16 protein-coding genes and 1 pseudogene are annotated in these 19367 nt (G+C 72.3%); 6 read left to right on the forward strand and 11 right to left on the reverse strand.

All coding sequences use genetic code 11. The features are described from left to right. Positions 1 to 138 precede the first annotated feature (138 nt). The gene (locus tag ACZ60X_RS09440) at positions 139 to 1329 is read right to left on the reverse strand and encodes a permease (RefSeq protein WP_469595428.1); all 1191 of its coding nucleotides are present in this window, start codon (positions 1327 to 1329) and stop codon (positions 139 to 141) included. A 335-nt stretch (positions 1330 to 1664) separates the two neighbouring features. After that, complete coding sequence (locus tag ACZ60X_RS09445; RefSeq protein ID WP_469595430.1) at positions 1665 to 2606, reverse strand: alpha/beta hydrolase family protein; 942 nt, start codon at positions 2604 to 2606, stop codon at positions 1665 to 1667. A 125-nt stretch (positions 2607 to 2731) separates the two neighbouring features. On the opposite strand from ACZ60X_RS09445, the gene ACZ60X_RS09450 reads away from it, so the two are divergent. Continuing rightward, a complete protein-coding gene (locus ACZ60X_RS09450) occupies positions 2732 to 3100 on the forward strand; it encodes a MerR family transcriptional regulator (protein ID WP_469595433.1) in 369 nt (122 codons plus the stop codon). Positions 3101 to 3322: 222 nt separating this feature from the next. On the opposite strand, the gene ACZ60X_RS09455 is transcribed toward ACZ60X_RS09450, so the two are convergent. Next, positions 3323 to 4225 (reverse strand): FG-GAP repeat domain-containing protein, encoded by a 903-nt coding sequence (locus ACZ60X_RS09455; protein WP_469595435.1) that lies wholly within the window; start codon positions 4223 to 4225, stop codon positions 3323 to 3325. Positions 4226 to 4989: 764 nt separating this feature from the next. On the opposite strand from ACZ60X_RS09455, the pseudogene ACZ60X_RS09460 reads away from it, so the two are divergent. Next, a pseudogene (locus tag ACZ60X_RS09460) lies at positions 4990 to 5199 on the forward strand (MmyB family transcriptional regulator); the annotation flags it as partial. A gap of 60 nt (positions 5200 to 5259) precedes the next feature. Here ACZ60X_RS09460 and ACZ60X_RS09465 read toward each other — a convergent pair. Together ACZ60X_RS09465 and ACZ60X_RS09470 are read right to left on the reverse strand one after the other, a co-directional pair. Beyond that, complete coding sequence (locus ACZ60X_RS09465; RefSeq protein WP_469595437.1) at positions 5260 to 6708, reverse strand: amidase; 1449 nt, start codon at positions 6706 to 6708, stop codon at positions 5260 to 5262. A 339-nt stretch (positions 6709 to 7047) separates the two neighbouring features. Then, on the reverse strand, positions 7048 to 7827 hold the full coding sequence (locus ACZ60X_RS09470) for an SDR family NAD(P)-dependent oxidoreductase (protein ID WP_469595440.1): 780 nt from the start codon (positions 7825 to 7827) through the stop codon (positions 7048 to 7050). 547 nt (positions 7828 to 8374) lie between these two features. Here ACZ60X_RS09470 and ACZ60X_RS09475 point away from each other — a divergent pair. Continuing rightward, positions 8375 to 9559 carry a beta-ketoacyl-[acyl-carrier-protein] synthase family protein gene (locus tag ACZ60X_RS09475; RefSeq protein ID WP_469595443.1) on the forward strand — a complete coding sequence of 395 codons (1185 nt, stop codon included), beginning with the start codon at positions 8375 to 8377 and terminating at the stop codon, positions 9557 to 9559. 120 nt (positions 9560 to 9679) lie between these two features. On the opposite strand, the gene ACZ60X_RS09480 is transcribed toward ACZ60X_RS09475, so the two are convergent. Next, positions 9680 to 11842, reverse strand: coding sequence for an ATP-binding SpoIIE family protein phosphatase (locus ACZ60X_RS09480; RefSeq protein WP_469595445.1), 2163 nt, complete (start codon positions 11840 to 11842; stop codon positions 9680 to 9682). Positions 11843 to 12053: 211 nt separating this feature from the next. After that, the gene (locus ACZ60X_RS09485) at positions 12054 to 12536 is read right to left on the reverse strand and encodes a DUF2332 family protein (RefSeq protein ID WP_469595448.1); all 483 of its coding nucleotides are present in this window, start codon (positions 12534 to 12536) and stop codon (positions 12054 to 12056) included. Between the two features lie 229 nt (positions 12537 to 12765). Here ACZ60X_RS09485 and ACZ60X_RS09490 point away from each other — a divergent pair, with 229 nt between their 5' ends. Continuing rightward, positions 12766 to 14718 (forward strand): ABC transporter ATP-binding protein, encoded by a 1953-nt coding sequence (locus ACZ60X_RS09490; RefSeq protein ID WP_469595450.1) that lies wholly within the window; start codon positions 12766 to 12768, stop codon positions 14716 to 14718. Between the two features lie 178 nt (positions 14719 to 14896). Here the strand turns inward: ACZ60X_RS09490 and ACZ60X_RS09495 are convergent, their stop codons facing one another. From ACZ60X_RS09495 to ACZ60X_RS09510, 4 genes are all read right to left on the reverse strand, one after another. Next, positions 14897 to 15193 (reverse strand): hypothetical protein, encoded by a 297-nt coding sequence (locus ACZ60X_RS09495; RefSeq protein ID WP_469595454.1) that lies wholly within the window; start codon positions 15191 to 15193, stop codon positions 14897 to 14899. Continuing rightward, positions 15190 to 15489: a beta-ketoacyl synthase N-terminal-like domain-containing protein gene (locus tag ACZ60X_RS09500; RefSeq protein WP_469595456.1), complete on the reverse strand. Its 300-nt coding sequence runs from the start codon at positions 15487 to 15489 to the stop codon at positions 15190 to 15192. The genes ACZ60X_RS09495 and ACZ60X_RS09500 overlap by 4 nt, the downstream gene beginning before the upstream one ends. Positions 15490 to 15564: 75 nt before the next feature. After that, positions 15565 to 15951 (reverse strand): beta-ketoacyl synthase N-terminal-like domain-containing protein, encoded by a 387-nt coding sequence (locus ACZ60X_RS09505; RefSeq protein WP_469595458.1) that lies wholly within the window; start codon positions 15949 to 15951, stop codon positions 15565 to 15567. Between the two features lie 461 nt (positions 15952 to 16412). Then, a complete protein-coding gene (locus tag ACZ60X_RS09510) occupies positions 16413 to 16853 on the reverse strand; it encodes a DUF6098 family protein (RefSeq protein ID WP_469595460.1) in 441 nt (146 codons plus the stop codon). 319 nt (positions 16854 to 17172) lie between these two features. Between ACZ60X_RS09510 and ACZ60X_RS09515 the strand changes: the two genes are divergently transcribed. Continuing rightward, entirely contained in the window at positions 17173 to 18231 is a 1059-nt protein-coding gene (locus ACZ60X_RS09515) for a 4Fe-4S dicluster domain-containing protein (RefSeq protein WP_469595463.1), read from the forward strand. Next, positions 18228 to 19256, forward strand: a complete 1029-nt coding sequence (gene nrfD / locus ACZ60X_RS09520; RefSeq protein WP_469595466.1) for an NrfD/PsrC family molybdoenzyme membrane anchor subunit — start codon at positions 18228 to 18230, stop codon at positions 19254 to 19256. Before ACZ60X_RS09515 ends, nrfD begins: the two co-directional genes overlap by 4 nt. Positions 19257 to 19367: the final 111 nt, after the last annotated feature.

Consider the following 19367-nt stretch of genomic DNA (forward strand, 5'->3'; position numbering starts at 1 on the left):
CCGGCCCGGGGCGGACCGACGCTCCCGGCAACTCCTACAAGTTGTAAGAGTAAGCGGTGGCCGGCCCGCGCCGACAACCGCCCCCGGGCAAATTCCCACGGTGTGCGCGAGCCGGTCACCGACCGGCGCCGCCCTGCCTCACCGATGGTGCGAGCCGTGCATGTGCCCGTGCCCGTGCTCACCGTGGGTTTCCCCCTCGTCCGGTGAGCCGCCCATCATACGGAGCATGGCCGGGCCGCCGGTGCGCAGGAAGCGGACCAGGAGCGCGGCGGCGAGCAGCAGGAAGGCGATGTCGAGCCAGGTCGTGTAGTTCCAGCTGACACCCGCCTCGGGGACCTTGGCCCGGGCCTGGTCGGGGACGAGTCCGAGACCGCCGAAGGCGAACTCCACGGCATAGCCGGCCACCGCCATCGAGACGAAGAACGTGACCAGCAGGAACGCCGCCGTCCGGGCGCCGTAGTACTTCCGGTAGATGTTGAGGATCGGCAGAATCAGCAGGTCGGCGTAGATGAAGGCGATCACGCCCCCGAAACTGATGCCGCCCTTCCACAGCACCACGGCCATCGGCACATTGCCGACGGAACACACGAACGTGGCGATCGCCACCAGGGGGCCGACCAGCGGCCCGACCAGCTTCGCCGCGAGCGGGTGGTCGGCGAGGAAGAAGCCGCGCCAGAAACCGTCCGGCACCCATGCGGCGATGGCCCCGGCGACGAGCAGCCCCGCCACCAGGTCGCGCAGGATCGCCGCCCACTCCATGACGAAGATGTGCGACACGGACGTGAGACCGTCCCGGGAGATCAGCCTGCGGGCGAATCCGCCCTCCCCGCGCACCGACATGTCCATCGCCGCGTGTCCCTCCATGGAACCCGCCAGCCCGCGATCGGCCTGCCGGCGTGCCTGGTCCAGCAACCGCCGCCGCAGGAAGACCCGGAACAGCACGGCGAGTGCGACGATCATGAGCGGACCGCCGACGAACTCGGCGGCGGTGAACTGCCACCCCATCAACAGCCAGAGGATCACGCCCAGTTCGATCACCAGGTTGGTCGAGGCGATCTCGAAGGCCATCGCCGCGGTGAAATCCGCGCCCTTGCGGAAGAGGGAGCGGGCGAGGGCGACGGCGGCGTAGGAACAGGACGACGAGGCCACGCCGAGCCCCGCGGACAGCGCGAGCGTGCGGGGCCGGTCGTCCCCGAGGAGCCGTACGACCGTCTCGCGGCGCACCACTGCCTGGACGACGGCGGACAGGGCGAAGCCGAGGATCAACGCCCAGGTGATCTCCCAGGCCATCGACCCGGCAATCGACAACGCGCGACCGATCGCATGCATGGAGCCCACGCCCTCTCCGCCGGCTGACGCCCTCAGGAACCGGGGCATGCCCCCGCGATGCCCAAGGAACACCCGGCACACCACCGTACCCAGGGGCCCGCTTCTCACACGCCGGACGGCGCGGCGGCTCCACGGTCATCCAGGCGCCGACGCCGTCCGTATGGATCGTCGGCCGGACGCAGACCAGCGGCCCGGTCGGCCCGATCGGCGCAGCCGATATCGAACCGCTCGCCTCCGTCAGCGGGCTCGGCGCCAACCGGCTCGGGAACGCCGTCTGTACCCACGGTGCCCACTCGGCGTCACCCTGCGCTTCTACCCCCCACCTCCGCGGGTGGCTACTTCGATTCCAGTCGTCCCAGCGGATGGGAATCACCGGCGAGGACGGACTGCGCCGTCGCCCAATCGGCGTGGTCGATGCCGGTGACGTGGCGCAGGTAGGCGAGGGTGACCTGTTGGACGAGGGCGACGCGGACGGGATTCTCGTCGGTGGTCTCCGCTGCCGCGTGGCCGGAGATCCCTCCGAGGGAGTGCTCGCCGCCGTAGACCGTCAGCAGGCTCTTGTCGCCGCGGCCGAGGGTGTACGAGTCGGTCGCCCAGGAGGGGCCGCGAGTGGAGAGCGGGAGTTCGTCCTTGTCGCCGGCGACGACGAGTCCGGGGGCGGTGATGTGGGAGAAGTCCTGGTCGCGCAGCCAGGGAGCGTTCTCGTGGGCGAAGGGGGTCAGCTCGTCGCCGCCCCTGCCGGCTGTGGCCAGCTGGACGCTGGCCGTGACCCGGGGATCGGACATGTCCCTCACGGCTCCGGTCGTCGGGTCCGTGACGCGCAGACCCACGAGGATGCCCGCGGTCTGGCCGCCGAAGGAGTGTCCGGCCGCGACGACGCGACCCCGGTCCACCCGGCCGGCCAGGCCGGGCACGGATGCCTCCAGGGCGTCGAGTTCGTCGAGGACCCGCTTCATGTCCTGCACGCGGTAGCGCCACATGTGGGGCCTGCGGCGATCGTCAGCGGCGACGTTGACGCGCTGGGAGTCGAGGTGGGTGGTCTGGATCACCACGAAGCCAGGGGAGGCCCAGTGGTCGACCAGGGGTGCGTAGCCGTCCAGGTGCGAGCCGAATCCGTGCGAGAACAGGACGATCGGCAGGCGGGTGCCGGTGACCGGTGCGGAGACGCGTACAGGCAGGTCGTCGCCGCGCTGCGGTGCGGGCAGCACGACCGGTTTGACCGACACGGTCGGGGTGGAGGCGGGGCCGGTGAGGCCGGTCGTCGGGTAGCGGGGCATGAGTGTGCTTCCTCCAGGCGGTGTGTGCCCTGGGCCGGGCGGACGTGAGGTGCGCGCGAGTTACGCTAGAACCTCACGTCGACGTCAGAGGCAAGCCGCGCGATGCATGCCACACAGGAGACGAGATGCGTGTCGGAGAACTCGCTGCCCGGACCGGCGTCAGCGTCCGGGCCCTGCGGTACTACGAGGAGCAGAGTCTGCTCAGCGCCGAGCGCAGCCCCAGCGGTCAGCGCCACTACCCGGAGAGCGCGGTCGACCGGGTCCAGCTGATCCAGCAGTTGTACGCCGCCGGGTTGTCCAGCAAGACAATCGTCGAGCTCATGCCGTGCGTCATCGACGGCCGCGCCACCCCCGCCCTGCTCAGGCGGTTGGCGGCGGAGCGCGAACATGTCGACCAGCGCATCTCCGACCTCGTGCACGCGCGGGACCGGCTCGACTCGGTCATCACGGCCGCCACCGGCAACATGCTCACCGGCACTTCCTGCCGGCGCTGAGGGGCATGACGGGGTCGACGCTCACGCAACGGGTGCGGGAGCGGGGGTAATTCCGGCGCGATGGCTGCCAGTCGTGAGCCGACGGGTTCGCGCAACGTTACGCAAAGGGCCTTTCGCCGGCTTCTTCCTGCTGTTGCCGCGCTCACGCGGTGGCTCTGCACCGCGCCGGCGGGAACGCCGGCGGATCTGGGCAGGGGCCTGCGTCAGGCCCCTGCCTGGGCGTCAGAAGAGCTCGCGGTACTGGTCGAAGCCGGTGCCGATCTTCACTCGCGCCGTGAAGAGCGCGGCGGCCCTGCCCGTCCCCTTGAAGAGCCACAGGTTGCCCTTGGGGTCGCGGGCGAGCAGGTCGCTGTGGCCGTCGCCGTCGACGTCACCCGTGGCTATCAGCTTGTCGAACTGGTTGAAGCCTGGACCCACCTTCACCGGCGACGTGAACGGCTTCCGCGGGTCGCCCGTCCCCTTGTACAGCCACAGGACGCCCTGCCTGTCGCGGGCGACGACGTCCGGCTTGCCGTCCCCGGACAGGTCGCCCTGGCCGGTGATCTGGGTGAACCGGTTCCAGCCGGGGCCGACTTCGACGCGCGGCGCCAGTGTGCCGTCGGCCTTGGTCTGGAAGCGCCAGAGGATGCCCTGCTTGTCGCGGGCCAGCAGGTCGGGGTGCTTGGCACCAACCAGCGTGCCGGGAGAGAAGACGACGTTGTACCGACCCCAGCCGGTGGCCACCTTCTTGAGGCGCCCGCCGCGCCAGAGGTTCAGCGTGCCGTCGTCCATGACGTGGTAGTCGCCGTCCTGGGAGCCGGTCAGGTCGGGGTCGATCGCCGCCCCGTACCTGAAGTGCGGCCAGACGTAGGCCCCCGACCGGTCGTCGAAACCGCCCTTCCCGTCGGGCAAGTAGGCGTACATCTGGCCCGACGGCAGGATCGCGGAGAGGAAGAAGGACGGGGCGGCGGGAGTGGGCTTGTGCTGTCCGGCCGCGGCGGCGCTCCGGGCGACGCTCTTCCCCGGACCGGTGGTCGCGGGGACGTCGGCCAGAGCGGTGCCGGCGGTGGCGCCGACCAGGGTGACGGCGATGGCCGAGGTGACGAGACGCGACAGGGCGCGTGTGGGCCGGGAAGGCTGGGTCACGTATGACTCCATGAGGTATGCGGAATCAGGCGATGCGCTCTGCGTGGTGTGAGGAGCGCCCGCATCATTGTCCGGATCTTTGCACGTGTGTCCCACCGATTTTCCCGAGGGGTGCGGAATGCGGAATTCCGCCCGGATTAACCGGTCGGCGCCTTGACCACCGCCGGAAGAGGGGGACGTTCTTCGAGGCGAAGACGGAGCCGTACGGGCCGTTTGAGCGTGCGCCTTTCTCGGACGGGTCGCAGAGCGCGGGAGCCGCATGCGAGCAGTGCCGCCCTTTCCGGGCCTGCGGCGCCGCGGGACACCGGTCAGGGGCGTCTGCCGGGCGGAGTGTGCCGCGGTGAACCGTTCGGTGACGTCACGGAGTTCGCGCTCGCGCCGAGGGTCGTAGGACTCCTCCGGCGAACGGGCCACACGGTCGCGCTCGACGCGGGCCCCGGTCGGCGCCTTGCTCGTGCCGGGCCGACGCCGGCTTCACCGTGGCGGACGGCCGTCGTGGTCCGGGGACCGCGCCGCGAGGAACCGGCACAGCCGGCCGGGCTCTGCGTCGACTACGCGCGCGAAGAACCCCTCGGCCCAGGTGGTCGGCGCCCTGCCCGCGCCCTTCGACTCTCCCGGCCCGAACGCGACCAGCTGTACCGGAGCACCGGGCACCTGCCGCCCCGGGACAGGACGGTCAGCCCCCACGGGCCCCGGGAATCAAACGGCTCGCCGCGCGCCTCGGCGACATCCCGGTCGGGGCGTTCAGCGCCGACTGGACCCTGGTGTGGTGGAACACCTCGAGGACGGCCCGGCGCCTTCGCTCATCACCGGGCCCCCGGACGGCTGCCACCCAGCACACGAGCGACCGGAAGACGATCCGGCCTCCGCAGGTCGGTGACATCCTGCTCGACTGCGAGGTCCTCGTGGTCCCCGGCACGGACCGGCGCATGGTCACCTACACGGCAGCGGCCGCAAGCCGTGACGCGGGCAAGCTCGGCCTGCTGCGCGTCACAGGCGGCGATACCGTCACCGCGCCCCCTGACCAAGGCCTCCTACGGTGCGCGGAAGCCGCCGATCTCCTCCTCGAGCAGTTCGGCCAGGCGCAGCGGGGTGCGGTCCTCGAACATCGGACCGATGAGCTGCACTCCCACGGGCAGACCCTCGGGGGACCGGCCCGCCGGTACGGCGGTGGCGGGCAGGCCGGGCATCGTGGGAAGACCGGCCCAGACGAGCTGGTCGAGGTACGGGTACTCGACGCCGTCGATGTCGATCCGCCGTGCCAGGGAATCCGGGTTGTGGTCGTGCGGGAAAGCGGGAGTGGGCGTGATGGGGCACACCACGGCGTCGAACTCGGCGAAGAGCTGCCGCCAGCCGTGGCGGTGGAGCTCGCGCCGGCTGTCGGCCTCGCTCCAGTCGCGGTGACTGCACGCCAGTGCGCGCAGCCGCGCCGCGTCGAGGCTCTGGTCGTCGGGGTTCAGTCCGGTGGCGCGGTTCCGGAGTTGCTCGTACGCCTCGACGGGAAGACGCGCACCGGCGCTCGAAAGGTGCAACTGGGTGTAGATCACGGCGGCTTCGGCCAGGTCGGGCAGCAGGGGGCTGTGACGTTCGACGCGGGCGCCGCCGTCGACGAGCGCGTCGGCCACCCGGTTCACGCCCGCTCGCACCGCGGCCCCGCTCGGGATGAGCGGATGCGTGTCGAGGACCAAGACCCGGTAGTCGCAGAGCCGCTCGTGGCGCGCGGGCGGCAGCCTCAGATCGTGCGCCACGCCGAACGTCAGCGGGTCCGGTCCGGCCATGACGTCGAGCAGGAGCGTGAGGTCGCGGGCCGTGCGCGCCATCGGGCCGACGACGGCGAGGTCAGGGTCGGTCGGCAACGCAGGCGCCTGCGGTGGGACCATGCCGCGTGGTGCGCACAGCCCGAGTGTCGGCTTGTGCGCGTAGACACCGCAGAAATGCGCGGGAGTGCGCAACGAACCGGCGATGTCGGAGCCGATGGACAGCGCGCCGAATCCGGCCGCCAGAGCCGCGGCTGATCCACCGGAGGATCCGCCCGGTGTGCGACCGTGATCCCACGGGTTGTTGGTGGTGCCGTAGATCTCGTTGAAGCTCTGCACGTCTTGCAGCCCCACGGGCACGTTGGTCTTGCCGAGCACCACCGCACCTGCGGCCTTGAGCCGCGACACCTGCACCGCGTCCTCGGCCGGCAGGTAGTCACGGTGTGCGGATATGCCCCAGGTCGTGGGGAGCCCGGCGATGTTGTAGGACTCTTTCACCGTCACCGGAATGCCGAGCAGCGGCCGGTCCTCACCGCGGGCGCGCGCCTGGTCGGCACCGCGTGCGGCGGCTCGTGCGCGGTCGAAGTCCGGCACGCAGATGGCGTTGATCGCCTTGTCGTCCCGCTCGATACGGGCGATCGCCTCGTCCGTCAGCTCCGCCGACGTCACGTCACCGGCACGCAAGGCCGCCGCGAGTCCTTCGGCCGATTGCAGATTCCATTCCATGGATCCGACCGTACTGGCCCGTGGAGCAGGCCACGAAACGCCGGTTCACGCAACGGGATTGACCGCCGAAGCGAAGAGCCGAAGCGTCAGCCGCTTGCGGCTGCTCGAGGACGTCGTCCCGGGGCATCGGAGGCTTTCTCGGCCGGCACCGGGGGAGAGGGAACGCTCGCGCACGCGTGAGGCTCGCACACCCGAGACGGCGCCGCATCGCGCTTTTCGTCCAGCCGGCCCCGGCTGTCCGGGGCGCGGAGACGAGGGCGCGGTCAGGGGTTCGGCCCCGGCCTGGCGTGCGGGGCCCGCGCCGACATCCACGCGCTCGCGGTTCCGCGCCCCGGGAGATCACGCGGCCGGGATCGGTCCGAGGTAGGTGCCGCCGGAGACATCGATGCTCTGGCCGGTCACCCAGCGGCCCCGGGGTCCCGCGAGGAAGCCCACGACGTCTGCGACGTCCTCAGGCTCACCGATCCGGCCGAGTGCGGTGATCGACTCAAGTCCGGCCAGCGCCTCGGGAACCGTGGCGTAGGGAGCGATCATGTCGGTCATCACCACTCCGGGTTCGACCGTGTTCACGGTGATCCCACGTCGCCCCAACTCGTTGGCGAGCGACGGGCCGAGGGCCGCCAGGGCCGCCTTGGTGAGGGTGTAGCCGATCTGGAGGGGGTCCGCTATCCGGGTCGCCGCGGAGCCCATGTTGACGATCCGTCCGCCGTCCCGCAGCAGCGGCAGCGCCCGCTGGATCACGAAGACCGGCGTGCTCACGTTGACGGTCAGCAGTCGCTCGAAATCCTCCTCGGTGAGCTTCCCGATCGAAGTGGCCGAGTGGATGCCCGCATTGTTGATCAGGATGTCCAGACCGTCCGCGTCGTGGTCCGCCAGCCCGGCGATGAGCCCCTCGAACAGCCGGTCCACCGCACCCCTCTCGCCGAAGCGGGCCTGCACCGCGAGCGCCCGGCCGCCGTTCTCGGTGATCTCCGCGACGGTCTCCGTGGCGGCCGCGTCGTTGCCGCCGTAGTGGACCGCGACCAGCGCCCCCTCGGAGGCGAGCCGCAGGGCGACCGCGCGCCCGATCCCCCGCGAGCCGCCCGTCACCAGTGCGTTCTTGCCGTCCAGTTCCCCCACGTCCGCCTCTTCTCTCATGGCGTCCCGGCGGAATCCGGGAGTGATTCAGCGTAACCACGGCAGCCGAGCCGGAGCGGCGTCCTGGGGGAGAGGTTCGACGAGCGGCGCGCGGAGCAGACCCGTGTGCTGGGCGGCACGTCCACCGGGGCGGGCTGACGGCGGACTGGTGGGCACGGCCCTCGCCGTAGCCGCCGTAGCCGCGCGCGCCTGACCGTCGTCCTCGCCAAGCGCGGGGCCGGGGCCGTAGCCGCCGGCGGCCGGAGGCGTGGCGCGCGGCAGCGGTATGGGCCCCTCTCGACTGACGAGGAGTCAGGTAAGACCTCGGAATGCTCCTGAGGGGCTCTGCTTCAGAGGTGTGTGCTGTGTCACGCAGCTCATTACCGCCTAAGTTGTGTGCATCACAGCGGAAATGTCCCTTTAGTGGCCATGCTCGGAACGGATGCCACTCCCGACGCGGAGTTCGTCGGCATCGTCTTGGGCGCGAAGTCCCAAGTGCCCCCTGGCGCAGCACGCGTGACATTCCCCCTTTTCCCGGAAGGTGCCCATCATGGCCGCTTACCTCTGTCCTCCTGCCGTGATACACGGCGAGCACGCCGTGGAGACCAGCCAGATCGTGGCGGAGGTGCGGACACGGCACCCGCATGCGGCGTGGGCGCCGCGGATCGACGGCATCGCGGCCAGTACGGGCATCGAGGCCCGTGGGTGGATGCTGCCGCTGGAGACCGCCGTCGCGCCGGGTGACGGCGGCGGCCTGCGGTCCGTCGGCAGAGGCCAGGTCCAAGAGGCCCTGACCCGCGACGACTTCACCCAGCGGGACGTGGACCGCGTGATCGCCGCGCTGGAGGCGATACCCGTGCCGCAGACCGTCCAGGAGCGCACCGCGCCCGCATGGGAGGCCGTGCAGTCCTACGGCGAGCGTGCCGCGCGCGGAGCCCTGCAGATCGCCGGACTGGACGCCGCGGACATCGACTGCTTGATCACCAGTCACTCCACCACCCCGGCGCTGCCGGGCCTGGACATCGCCCTGGCCAACAAGCTTCAGCTCCGCAACGACGTGATGCTGCTGCCGGCCACGCAGTGGGCCTGCATCGCCGGGACCCGTTCCCTGGCGCTGGCGGCGGATCTCGTGGCCGCGGACCCCGACCGCGTGGTCCTGGTCGTGATCGCGGAGGCGCTGAGCACGACCTACCAGCCCGCGGACGACACTCTCGAATCCCTGATCGTCCGGTTGCTGTTCGCGGACACCGCGGTCGCCGCGGTGGTCACGGGCCGCCCGAGGCGCGAATCGGTGCTGCGGCTGGACACCGCCTGGCACCACACCCTGCCCGGCACCCAGGACCTGCACCGCCTGGAGACGCGGGCGGACGGCACCCATTTCGTGATGGACCGGCGCGGGCCGCGCGCCGTGCAGGAGACGGTCACCGCAATGTGGGAGTGGCTGCGCGTCCGCTACCAGGACGACCCCGACTCCTGGCACCCCGACGTGCTGCTGGCGCACCCGGGCGGGACCCGGGTGCTGGAGTACATGGAGCAGACGATGCCCGACGCGTGGCCGTCGGGGCTGCTGCACTACAGCAGGGACAGCTACACCAGCGGCAACCGCGGAGGCGCCGCCGTGTTCGACATCATGCGGCGGGCGCACGACGCCGGGCAGAAGCCGGGCAGTCGCGCCGTCCTGTACGCGGCCGCACCGGGCCTCACCGCCACGGCCCTGGAAGGGCAGTGGCTGTAGCGGGAACCCGCGCCGCCCGTACCGGCGAACGAGCTGTCCGCGTCACCGGTCACGCCCCCGGTGACGCTGTGAGCGGCGTCCGTACCGCCGGCGGCACCGGGTGGGGCGGGGGCACGGCCGTCACCTCGCGACCCTCGCCCAGACCACCTTTCCGTCGTTCGTCCACCGCACCCCCCACCGGGTGGTGAGCCCGTGCACGACGTGCAGGCCACGGCCGCCGTCGTCGAGGAGGCCGCCCCGGCTCAGACGTGGCCTGCCGTTGCCGGTGTCGCCCACCTCGCACAGCAGGCTGTGGCCGGCCCTGATCAGCCGTACCGTGACGGGGCCGGTGGCGAAGCGCACCGCGTTCGTGACCAGCTCGCTCACCAGCAGCAGCACGTGGTCCCGGGTGTCGTCCCTGGTACGCCACTGCCGCAGCAGCGCGGAGACTCGCGCGCGGGCACGGGCGGGGGCGTCGTAGCGGGCGGGCAGGCGCCAGGTGGCGGTGTCCCCCTTGCGGTAGCCGATCATCCGGGCGAGCAGCAGGGTGACGTCGTCGCGCTGGTGCACGGGAGCCAACGCGGACACGACGTGCCGTGCGGCCTGCTGCAGGGCGTCCCAGGGGTGCACCGTGGACACGGCGTCCGCCAGCCTGTCGATGCCCTCGTCGATCGACACGGCCGGATCCTCCACCAGGCCGTCGGTGTAGAGGGCGAGAAGGGAGCCCGGAGGCGTCTCGAACGTGTGTACGTCGAAGGGTTCCCGCAGGGCGAACTCCGCGCCCAGGCCGGGGTGAGGGCGGACCGCGAGCGGGCCCGCCCGCCCGTCCGGGGAGACCAGGACCGGCGGGAGGTGGCCGGCGCTGGACAGCGCCACGCGGTGGCTGACCGGATCGTAGAGGGCGATGCAGCAGGTCGACCCGAGGGCGCTGTAGCCGGCGGCCAGCCCGGACTCCGCGTCGTCCAGCAGCGACACGGTCTCGTCCAGGTGCTCCAGCACCTCGTCGGGCGCCAGCCCCGCGGACAGCAGCGCGCGGGCCTCCGTGCTCAGCTGGCCCATGGTGGCCGCGGCTCCCAGCCCGTGTCCGACGACGTCACCGACCACCAGCGCGGTGCGGCCGTCCGGCAGCGGAAAGCTGTTCACCCAGTCGCCGCCGACGCCCGCGCTGTCGGGCGTGGCGGGCTGGTAGACGCTGGCGATCTCGACGGTGTCGCCGCCGGCCCGGGGCAGCAGCCGGCGCTGCAACGCCAGCACCTGCGTGTGCTCGCGCTGGTGCTGACGGGCAAGGTCGACGTGATGGGCGGTCCTGGCGACCAGTTCCTGCAGGTCGAGCAGTTCACTGTCGCGGAAGGGGCAGTCCGCCCGCCGCCAGACTTCCGCCACGCCCAGTACGACAGGCGGCGCGCCGTCCAGGACCAGCGGTATGCACGCCACACCGGCCGACCGGTCACCGGGTACGAGGGCACGTATCACGCGCGGGCTGCCGAGCACCCGCTCGACCGCCTCCCGGTCGGGGATGACGATGGCCTGTGGGGCGTCGTCCCGCTGTACCGCCTGTGCCAGCAGGCGACTCGCGTCACCGGGGAGATCGTCTCCGGGAGTCACATAGCCTTCGGGCCACGCCCGGTCGGGCACCAGGGCCGCCCGCCGTAGCCGGATGCGCCCCGGCACCTGACCGGTGACTCCCGCGCCCGTCCACACGGCGAAGTCGAGGTCGACGGCGGCCACGTCTCCCCAGGCCAGCAGGGACTGCGCCAGCGACTGTGCGGTCTCGCCGATGTCCAGAGAGGTGCCGATCGCGGTCTCGGCGGCATACAGGTGCAGTCGCCTGGCCATGGCGATCACGGAGACGGTCAGCCCCTCCTGAGGCACCGCGGCCGGCAGGATGCTCATCGAGACCACCAGCTCGGACCCGTCGCCGCGCCGCAGGCGCTGGATCCGGGCGACGTGCGCCTCACCGGTCCGCAGGACCTGCCGCAACCGCCGCGTGACCGTCGGTACGTCCCCGGGGGGCAGGAGGTCGACGAAGCGACTCCCGGCGACGGCGTCCAGGCCGGCGAATACGGGCGCGTCCAGGTTGCAGCGGGTGATTCTCAGGGTCCTGTCCAGGTTGATCGCGCCCAGAATCCGGTCCTGACGGCCGGCTGCCGGATCGCCGGGCACCTGTCGGCGGGCGGTGCGGTCGCCCTGCGCGCCGGCGGGACCGGCGGCCGCTGCCGCTCCGCCGCGCGGGATGTAGCGCTCCAGGGCACTGCTGACCAGGTCGAACGGCGAAGAGGGCGAGGGGGAAGGTGTGGAGTCCATGCGGCTCTCTCGGCAATCCCCGGCGCAGCGCCGGGGCCGTACTCGGACCCGTGCGGCGAGAGCCCCGAGATCCATCCCTGACCGCACACCTCATTGAATAACACCGGGGGCCGCATCGCCCACACCGGCGGATCGCCGGCGGACGGTCGGTGGGGCACCGACCTCGGGTATCGCGCGCGTCGGGCGGGCTGGTCCGCCACGACCGAAGACGTCATCCGCGCCGGGGACGACGGGTCGCCCGGTGACTGTCGTCGTCGTAGGTGAGGCCGACGCGATCGACACGGAGATCGAGCCCGGCCGAGCAGCGCACGTCGATCAGCCCCACCGCATGCGCGCCCGCCCGGCGCGCAACTTCCTCAACGGCGGCATACGGCACGGCGCAGCGTCCGCTCTCCTCGGGCCGGGCCGTACGCCGCACGGCGATGGCCACGATCGCATCGGGCGTGCGCAGCAGCGTGTCGATCGCCGCGCCGGCGGCCGCGTCCCCGTTGGGGGCGGCAGAGGCTGCGGCAAGCGCCGGGGCGCGTCCGGCCAGAGCGTGCGGCGCGGCGAGGATCACCGCGGGGTGCCGCCCGCCGGCCGGCACCGGCTCGACAGCGCGCAGTGCCGCGCCGGAGCCACTCAGGGCGACGGCGACGCGTTCGTACAGTGACGATGCCCCGGCGGCGGCGACCGCACCGAAGCGCCGGTCCATCCGGGCGGGATCCGCAAGAGCGATACGACTTCGACGGCAGAGGGTCTTCGTACCGAGTAGGGCAGCGCGTTGGCGGGGAGCGCGGCCTCGTGGTTGGTCTGCCGTACGCGGTCGGGGCCGATACACCGCACGGTTCACGAGTTCGAGTGGATCTTGTGCTGGTGCCATTCCCGCGGCCGTCAGGGATGCCGCACTCTGGCGTGCCTGACTCCCTCACAGGAGGACCCACTTGAGCACAGGCAGTGATTCCGGCAAACCCGCCTCTGACAAAGCCGCCTCTGACCAACCCGCCTGCGGCGAACCCGCCGAGGAACTCAGGTTCGAGTCTCCTCGCCTCACCGTCCTGCGCCGCCATCCCGGCACCACCTGGGGGATGGCCCGGCGCCTCCCGTACCTGATGCGCCGCGCTCTGGCCCTCGCCTGGAAGATCGACCGGCGCGCCGTCGCCTGCCTCCTCACCTGCCAGGGACTCTCAGCCGGTCTGGAAGCGTTCGGCCTGGTCGCCACGACCGGCACCATCACGGCCCTGGTCGCCTCCGGGCACATCCAGGACCGGCTCACCAGCGCCATCCCGGCCATCGCCGCCCTCGCCGTCGCGGCCGGGGCCCGAGCCCTCCTCGCCATCGCCATCACGAACCTGTCCTGGCGGCTGTCCCCCCGGATCTCCCGCGAAGCCGAGCTGGAGATGCTGAACGCGGCGGTCGCGGCCGAGCTGACCGCCTACGACCAGCCGGGCTTCAACGACCGGTGGGACAACGCCGACCGGGGCGCCGAACTCGCCCAGGACCTGATCACCCAGTCCCAGCAACTCATGGCCTGCGCCGCCTCCATCGTCGCGGCCGCCGGCGTGCTGACCGCCCTCCACCCCGCGCTCCTCCCACTGCTCCTGCTGGCCGTCCTCCCGCAGGGACTCGCCAGCATGAAGAGCGCCCAGGTCAACTACGAGGCCAGCCGTGACATGTCGGCGGAACGGCGCATCCTCGCCCTGCTGCGCTGGTACATCGTGGACAAGGAGACAGCCGACCAGGTCCGTGCCGGCACCATGGCTCCCTTCCTGCTGGGTCTGTACCGGAAGATCGGCGCCCGCGTGGACACCATCACCGACCGCGCCATCAACCGGGGAGGCCGCTACCAACTCCTCGGCGCCCTCGCGGGAGGCGCCGGATCCCTCGTCGTCTGGAGCGCGCTCGCGCTACTCCTGGCGACGGGCCACATGTCCGTAGCGTCCGCCGGAACCGCGGTGTTCGCCCTGCGTACCGTCGGATCGTCCCTGCGCGGCCTCGTCGGCTACGGCACCCAACTCTTCCGTACCGGCCTGTTCTTCGACGACTGGGTCGACTTCATCGAGGAAGCCGGCGGCCACCGCATGAACCGCGGAACCCGCTCTGCCGCCTCTCCGAACATCGTCCGTACGGAGGACCTCACCTACGTATATCCCGGTGCCGACAAGCCGGCGCTGGACGGCGTCACCCTGGAGGTCCGCCGCGGCGAAGTCCTCGCCCTGGTGGGCGAGAACGGATCCGGCAAGACCACCCTGTCCAAACTCCTGTCCGGCCTTTACCTGCCCACCCACGGTCGCGTCACCTGGGACGGCCGCGACACCAGCGAGTTCGACCCCCACGCCTTGTGGCAGCAGACCGCCGTCGTCCCCCAGGACTTCGCTCACTGGCCCCTCACGGCCCGCGAGAACATCACCCTCGGCCAGCCCCACGGCGGCGACCGGACCGTCCACCAGGCCGCCGAGCGCGCCGGAGCCCACGAAGTGGTCGACAGCCTCCGAAGCGGCCTGGACACCCTGCTCGCGCGGGAATGGTACGGCGGTGTCGAACTGTCCGGCGGCCAGTGGCAGCGCATCGCCATCGCCCGAGCCTTCCACCGCCAAGCCGGACTTCTGGTCATGGACGAACCGACCAGTGCCCTCGACGCCCGCGCCGAACACAGGATCTTCACCGGCCTGCGCGAAGTCGCCCAAGACCGTGCCGTCGTCCTCGTGACGCACCGGCTCGCCAACGTGGCCGTCGCCGACAAGATCGTGGTACTGGACCACGGCCGGGTCATCCAAACCGGCACCTTCGACGAACTCACCACCGCGCCGGGCCTGTTCCGCGAACTATGGCTCCTGCAGAACGACCGCGCCATCCCCACCCAGCGCGCCACCGCGGACAAGGAGCAGCCGGCATGACCTCGCTTCTGCCGCTGATCAACCGCCGAGGGGCGCCCCGGCCGGCGTGACCCCGGCGGACGGGTGAGGCGCTTGCCGTTGACGATTCCGGCGAGCGGAACCGATCGGCGCTGGCGCCTCGACCCGCTCCTCACCGTCTGGGTGCGGACCCACGCCTCCGGCAGTGGCCGGGCCCCTTTCACGGTGAGCCGTTCGTCAGCAGCAAGTGGAAGGTGCGGTCCCGGTGGACGAACGTGGCGGTGTCGGAGCCGCTGCCATCGAAGTACGCCGGCGGTTGCGGTTCCTCGCCACTGTGGCAGCCGGTGGAGCGCAGGAAGTCGGGGCTGACGGCCGCGAAGGACCATGCCGGGCCGTCTGCGCCGAGCAGCTCCTGGGTGAAGCCGCGTACCAGCTGCTCGGCGTCCGCCGGCGGGTAGTGGTGGCCGCAGGGGCTGAACGCGTCGGAGGCCGTGAAGTGGTTCGCGCTCGAACTCACGCACTGCCGGCCACCGTGCCGTAGGCACGCGCCCCACGGCCCCGCGCGAACTCGGCGCGTTCGAGCACCATCATCCCCGCGCCCTCGCCCATGACGAACCCGGACCGCTTGACATCGAACGGGCGGGACACGCCCTCTGGGTCCACGGACTGCGTCAACGGGGCCTTCATCTGCGCGAACGCCGCGATGGTGAGGGGGTGCAGGCATGCCTCCACCCCACCCGCGACGACCACGTCCACCCGCCCGCTGCGGATCAGATCCTGTCCCAGGGCGAGGGCCTCCGGCCCCGGACGCACATGCGCTCACCGGAGTCCTGGCGCCTCCTTTCACGCCCAGGTCCATGCTCACCCGGGCGGCCGGCCCGTTGGGCATCAGCATGGGGGCCCGCGAACGGCGACAGCCGGCGGACCCCGGCGCGTTCGGAAGACGTCGTCCTGCCCCAGCGTGGTGAGGACACCGCCGGTCCCCGTACCGATGACGACGGCGAGTCGTTCCGGCTCGACCTGCGGAGCACCGGCGTCCTGCCACGCCTCGCGCGCACTGAGGACCGCGATCTGCTCACCGCGGTCCAGCTTCCTGGCCTCGTTCCTCGGAAGCAGGGAGGCGGGGTCCACGGTGAGCCCCGCCGCGACGTGCACGGGCAGGTCCGCGGCCCACTCCTCCTCCAGAAACCGCACCCCCGACGTACCGTCCAGCAGCCCCGGCCACGACGACGGCGCATCCGCCCCCAGCGGGGTCATCGCACCGGTGCCTGTCACCAGCACACGACCGCTACGGCTCGCACGAGCCTCCTTGAATTGTTCAGATGCTACAGAGTTCCCGACTTGCCCTCAGGGGGATCATTCCAGCATGTGGAAGGTAAATCAGGGTTCGAGTGGACCGATTCGAGGATGCGGGATTGTTCTCTTCCGGCAAGAAGTTGCGCGAAGGAGGCGCGGCCTGCATCCGCGGATGTAAGCCCGCGGACATGCACAGGGACGTCAGCGTGTTGACTCACGTCAACTGCTCGGGGACGCACTGGCCTTGGGCGCCGCCGTGCCGCTCTGCGCGGCGGGGCCCGCGTGGGCCGGCCGGGCCGACACATCCCTGACGCGGTGGGCCGCCGTCCCCGGCCGTGGACGCCGCTGATCCGGCCGGTGTCACGGCCACGTGCATCGGGTGCGGTTCAGCGTCGTGCCGGCCGCACCACGAGCCGGAACGACCCCTCGCGGCAGGGCGGTCAGCCCTCCGCGACACCGTCCCGGTTCAGGGGGCCCCAGGAGCCCCGCTGCGCCTTCACGACCGTGTCGGCCTCGCTGATCACGCGCGAGGCGATCCACCCCAGCGGCTGTACGTCCGCCACCACCGGCTCGTTGTCGGGACCGCGACCCGTCTCCCTGGCCGCCAGTACCCAGGGGCGGGCTCGGGAGTCCTTGACCCGGGGCAGATGGGAGTAGTCGTACAGCCGCCGGGCGACCCACACGCGCGTCGGCCGGCCGCCCCACCAGTCCTCGACGTCGAGCGGGCTCGCCGACAGACCGGGCAGCGCCACGCCCGTGAGGTCGTCGGTGCTGGACATGCCGTCCAGGTCCTGGGCGGGATCCGGCGACCAGCGCACATAGAGCCCCTGCCGGGCGGAGACCAGCTCGGTCAGCTCCTCCAGGGAGGTGAACGTGGGCATCTCCGATGTGTCTGTGCCTGCTGTGGAACGCGCCATGCCGACCAAGTCCCCCCTCGGGAGGCGTTCATCCGCGCCCGGCCGCATCCCGCTCGGCACCGGCAAACCGGCAGGTCGGCCGGGTCCGGGCCAGGGTGCGGACGCCCCGCCCGTGCGCCTGTGGCCGCAGCCGTGCCTCACCGGCCGTGCCGAGGCGGTTTCGGGCGAGCGCCGCACGGGCACCCGTGCCAGGCTCGGAGGTGAGGGCCGGGCGGGGAGCGTGGGCCGGCATGGAAGCCGACGAGGGGGAGAGCGGGGGCACCCGAAGCGAGGAGGCCGAGTCATGACCGACAGCGGCGCCGGCGGGCCTCGCCCACGGCGGCCGGAGCCCCGGCCCGGCAACCTGCTGTCCGGCCCGCAGCCGGACGTGGCGGGCGCGGCCGGACACACCGACGCCCCGCCGCGCGTGGGGTTCTTCACCGACACCACCGTGTGCATCGGCTGCAAGGCCTGCGAGGTGGCGTGCAAGGAGTGGAACGCGGTACCGGAGGACGGCCTGGAGCTGACCGGCATGTCCTACGACAACTCCCAGAGGCTCGGTGCCGACACCTGGCGCCACGTGGCGTTCATCGAGCAGCGCAAGCCACCGGGCGGCCAGGAGCCGGGTGGCTCGCACGAGGGCGTCGACGTGTTCGACGCGGCCCGGCGGCTCGGCGCATCCCCGGTCTCCCCGGGGCCCGGGGCCACGGCCCCGGCACCCGACGCGGCCCCGGCGGGCGCCCCGGCCGGCGAGATCTCGCCACTGTCCCCCGACGGGCGCACCGAGCTGCGCTGGCTCATGTCCTCGGACGTGTGCAAGCACTGCACCCACGCGGCCTGTCTCGACGTGTGCCCCACCGGCTCGCTGTTCCGCACCGAGTTCGGCACGGTCGTCGTCCAGGAGGACATCTGCAACGGCTGTGGCTACTGCGTGCCCGCCTGCCCGTACGGCGTGATCGACCTGCGCGAGGGCGACGGCCGGGCCTGGAAGTGCACGCTCTGCTACGACCGGCTCGGCGTCGGCATGGAACCGGCCTGCGCGAAGGCGTGCCCGACGGACTCCATCCAGTTCGGCCCGCTGGAGGAGCTGCGCGAGCGGGCGGCCGGGCGGGTGGGCCAGCTGCACGCGGCCGGCGTCACCGACGCGCGGCTGTACGGCGCGGATCCGGGGGACGGGGTCGGCGGCGACGGCGCGTTCTTCCTCCTGCTCGACGAGCCGGAGGTGTACGGCCTGCCGCCGGACCCCGTCGTCACCACCCGGGACCTGCCCGACATGTGGCGGCACGCGGCGCTGGCGGCGGCCTCGCTCGCCGCGCTGGCCGTCACGAGCTTCCTCGGCGGGGGCCCCAGGAGGCGGCGATGAGCGAATCCGACGTGACACGCGACGGCGTGCGAGGCGCCCGGCCCGGACGGGAGGCCGCTCCCGGAGCGCACGGCGGGCGGGGCGGGCGCCGCCGGGGACGCGGCGAGCGCAGCATGGTGCCCGACGCCGAGTTCTCCTCGTACTACGGCAAGCCGATCCTGAACAAGCCCAGCTGGAAGCCCCTCGACATCGCGGGCTACCTCTACCTGGGCGGTCTGGCGGGCGGCTCCTCGCTGCTCGCCGCCGGCGCACAGGCCACCGGACGGCCGGCGCTGGCCCGGGCCGCGAAGCTGGGCGCGGCGGGCGCCATCTCGCTGTCCCTCGCGGCGCTGGTCCACGACCTGGGCAGGCCGGCCCGCTTCCTGAACATGCTGCGCGTCTGCAAGCCGACCTCGCCGATGAGCGTCGGGTCATGGCTCCTGGCCGGCTACGCCCCGCTGAGCCTGGCCGCCGCCGCGAGCCACGTGACGGGCCGCTGCCGGGTCCTCGGCGCCACGGCCACCGGGACGGCCGCCGTCCTGGGCCCCGCGATCACGACCTACACCGCCGTGCTGATCTCGGACACGGCGGTGCCCTCCTGGCACGAGGGCCACCGGGAGCTGCCGTACGTCTTCGCGGGCTCCGGCGCATCCGCGGCGGCGGGTCTGGCGCTGCTGGCGGCGCCGCCGGCGCAGACGGGACCGGCCCGGCGCATGGCCGCCCTGGGCGCGGCCCTGGAACTCGGCGGCTTCCAGCTGATGAAACGCCGGATGGGCACCCTGCTGGCCGAGCCGTACGAGACGGGCAGGGCGCACGCACTGCTGCGGGCCGCGGAGATCCTCACGGCGGGCGGCGCGGCCCTCGCCGCCGCCGCGGACCGGCGGCGCGGCCGGGCCCTCGCCGCGGTGGCCGGCGCGGCCCTGCTGACCGGTTCGGCGGCGCTGCGGTTCGGCGTGTTCCACGCCGGGATCGCGTCGGCCGAGGACCCGAAGTACACGGTCGTACCGCAGCGCGAGAGGCTGCGGGAATGCCACCGGACCGGCTGAGCGCCGCTGCCGGCCCGGTTTCGGTGGGCACGGCCCGGGTACTCCGCCGCCGGGCAGGGAGGTCCGCACGAGCGAGGAGGGTGGTGCCGATGCCCGGCCGTAGCCCGAGTC

It is taken from the genome of Streptomyces sp. NPDC104106 (assembly GCF_055584345.1).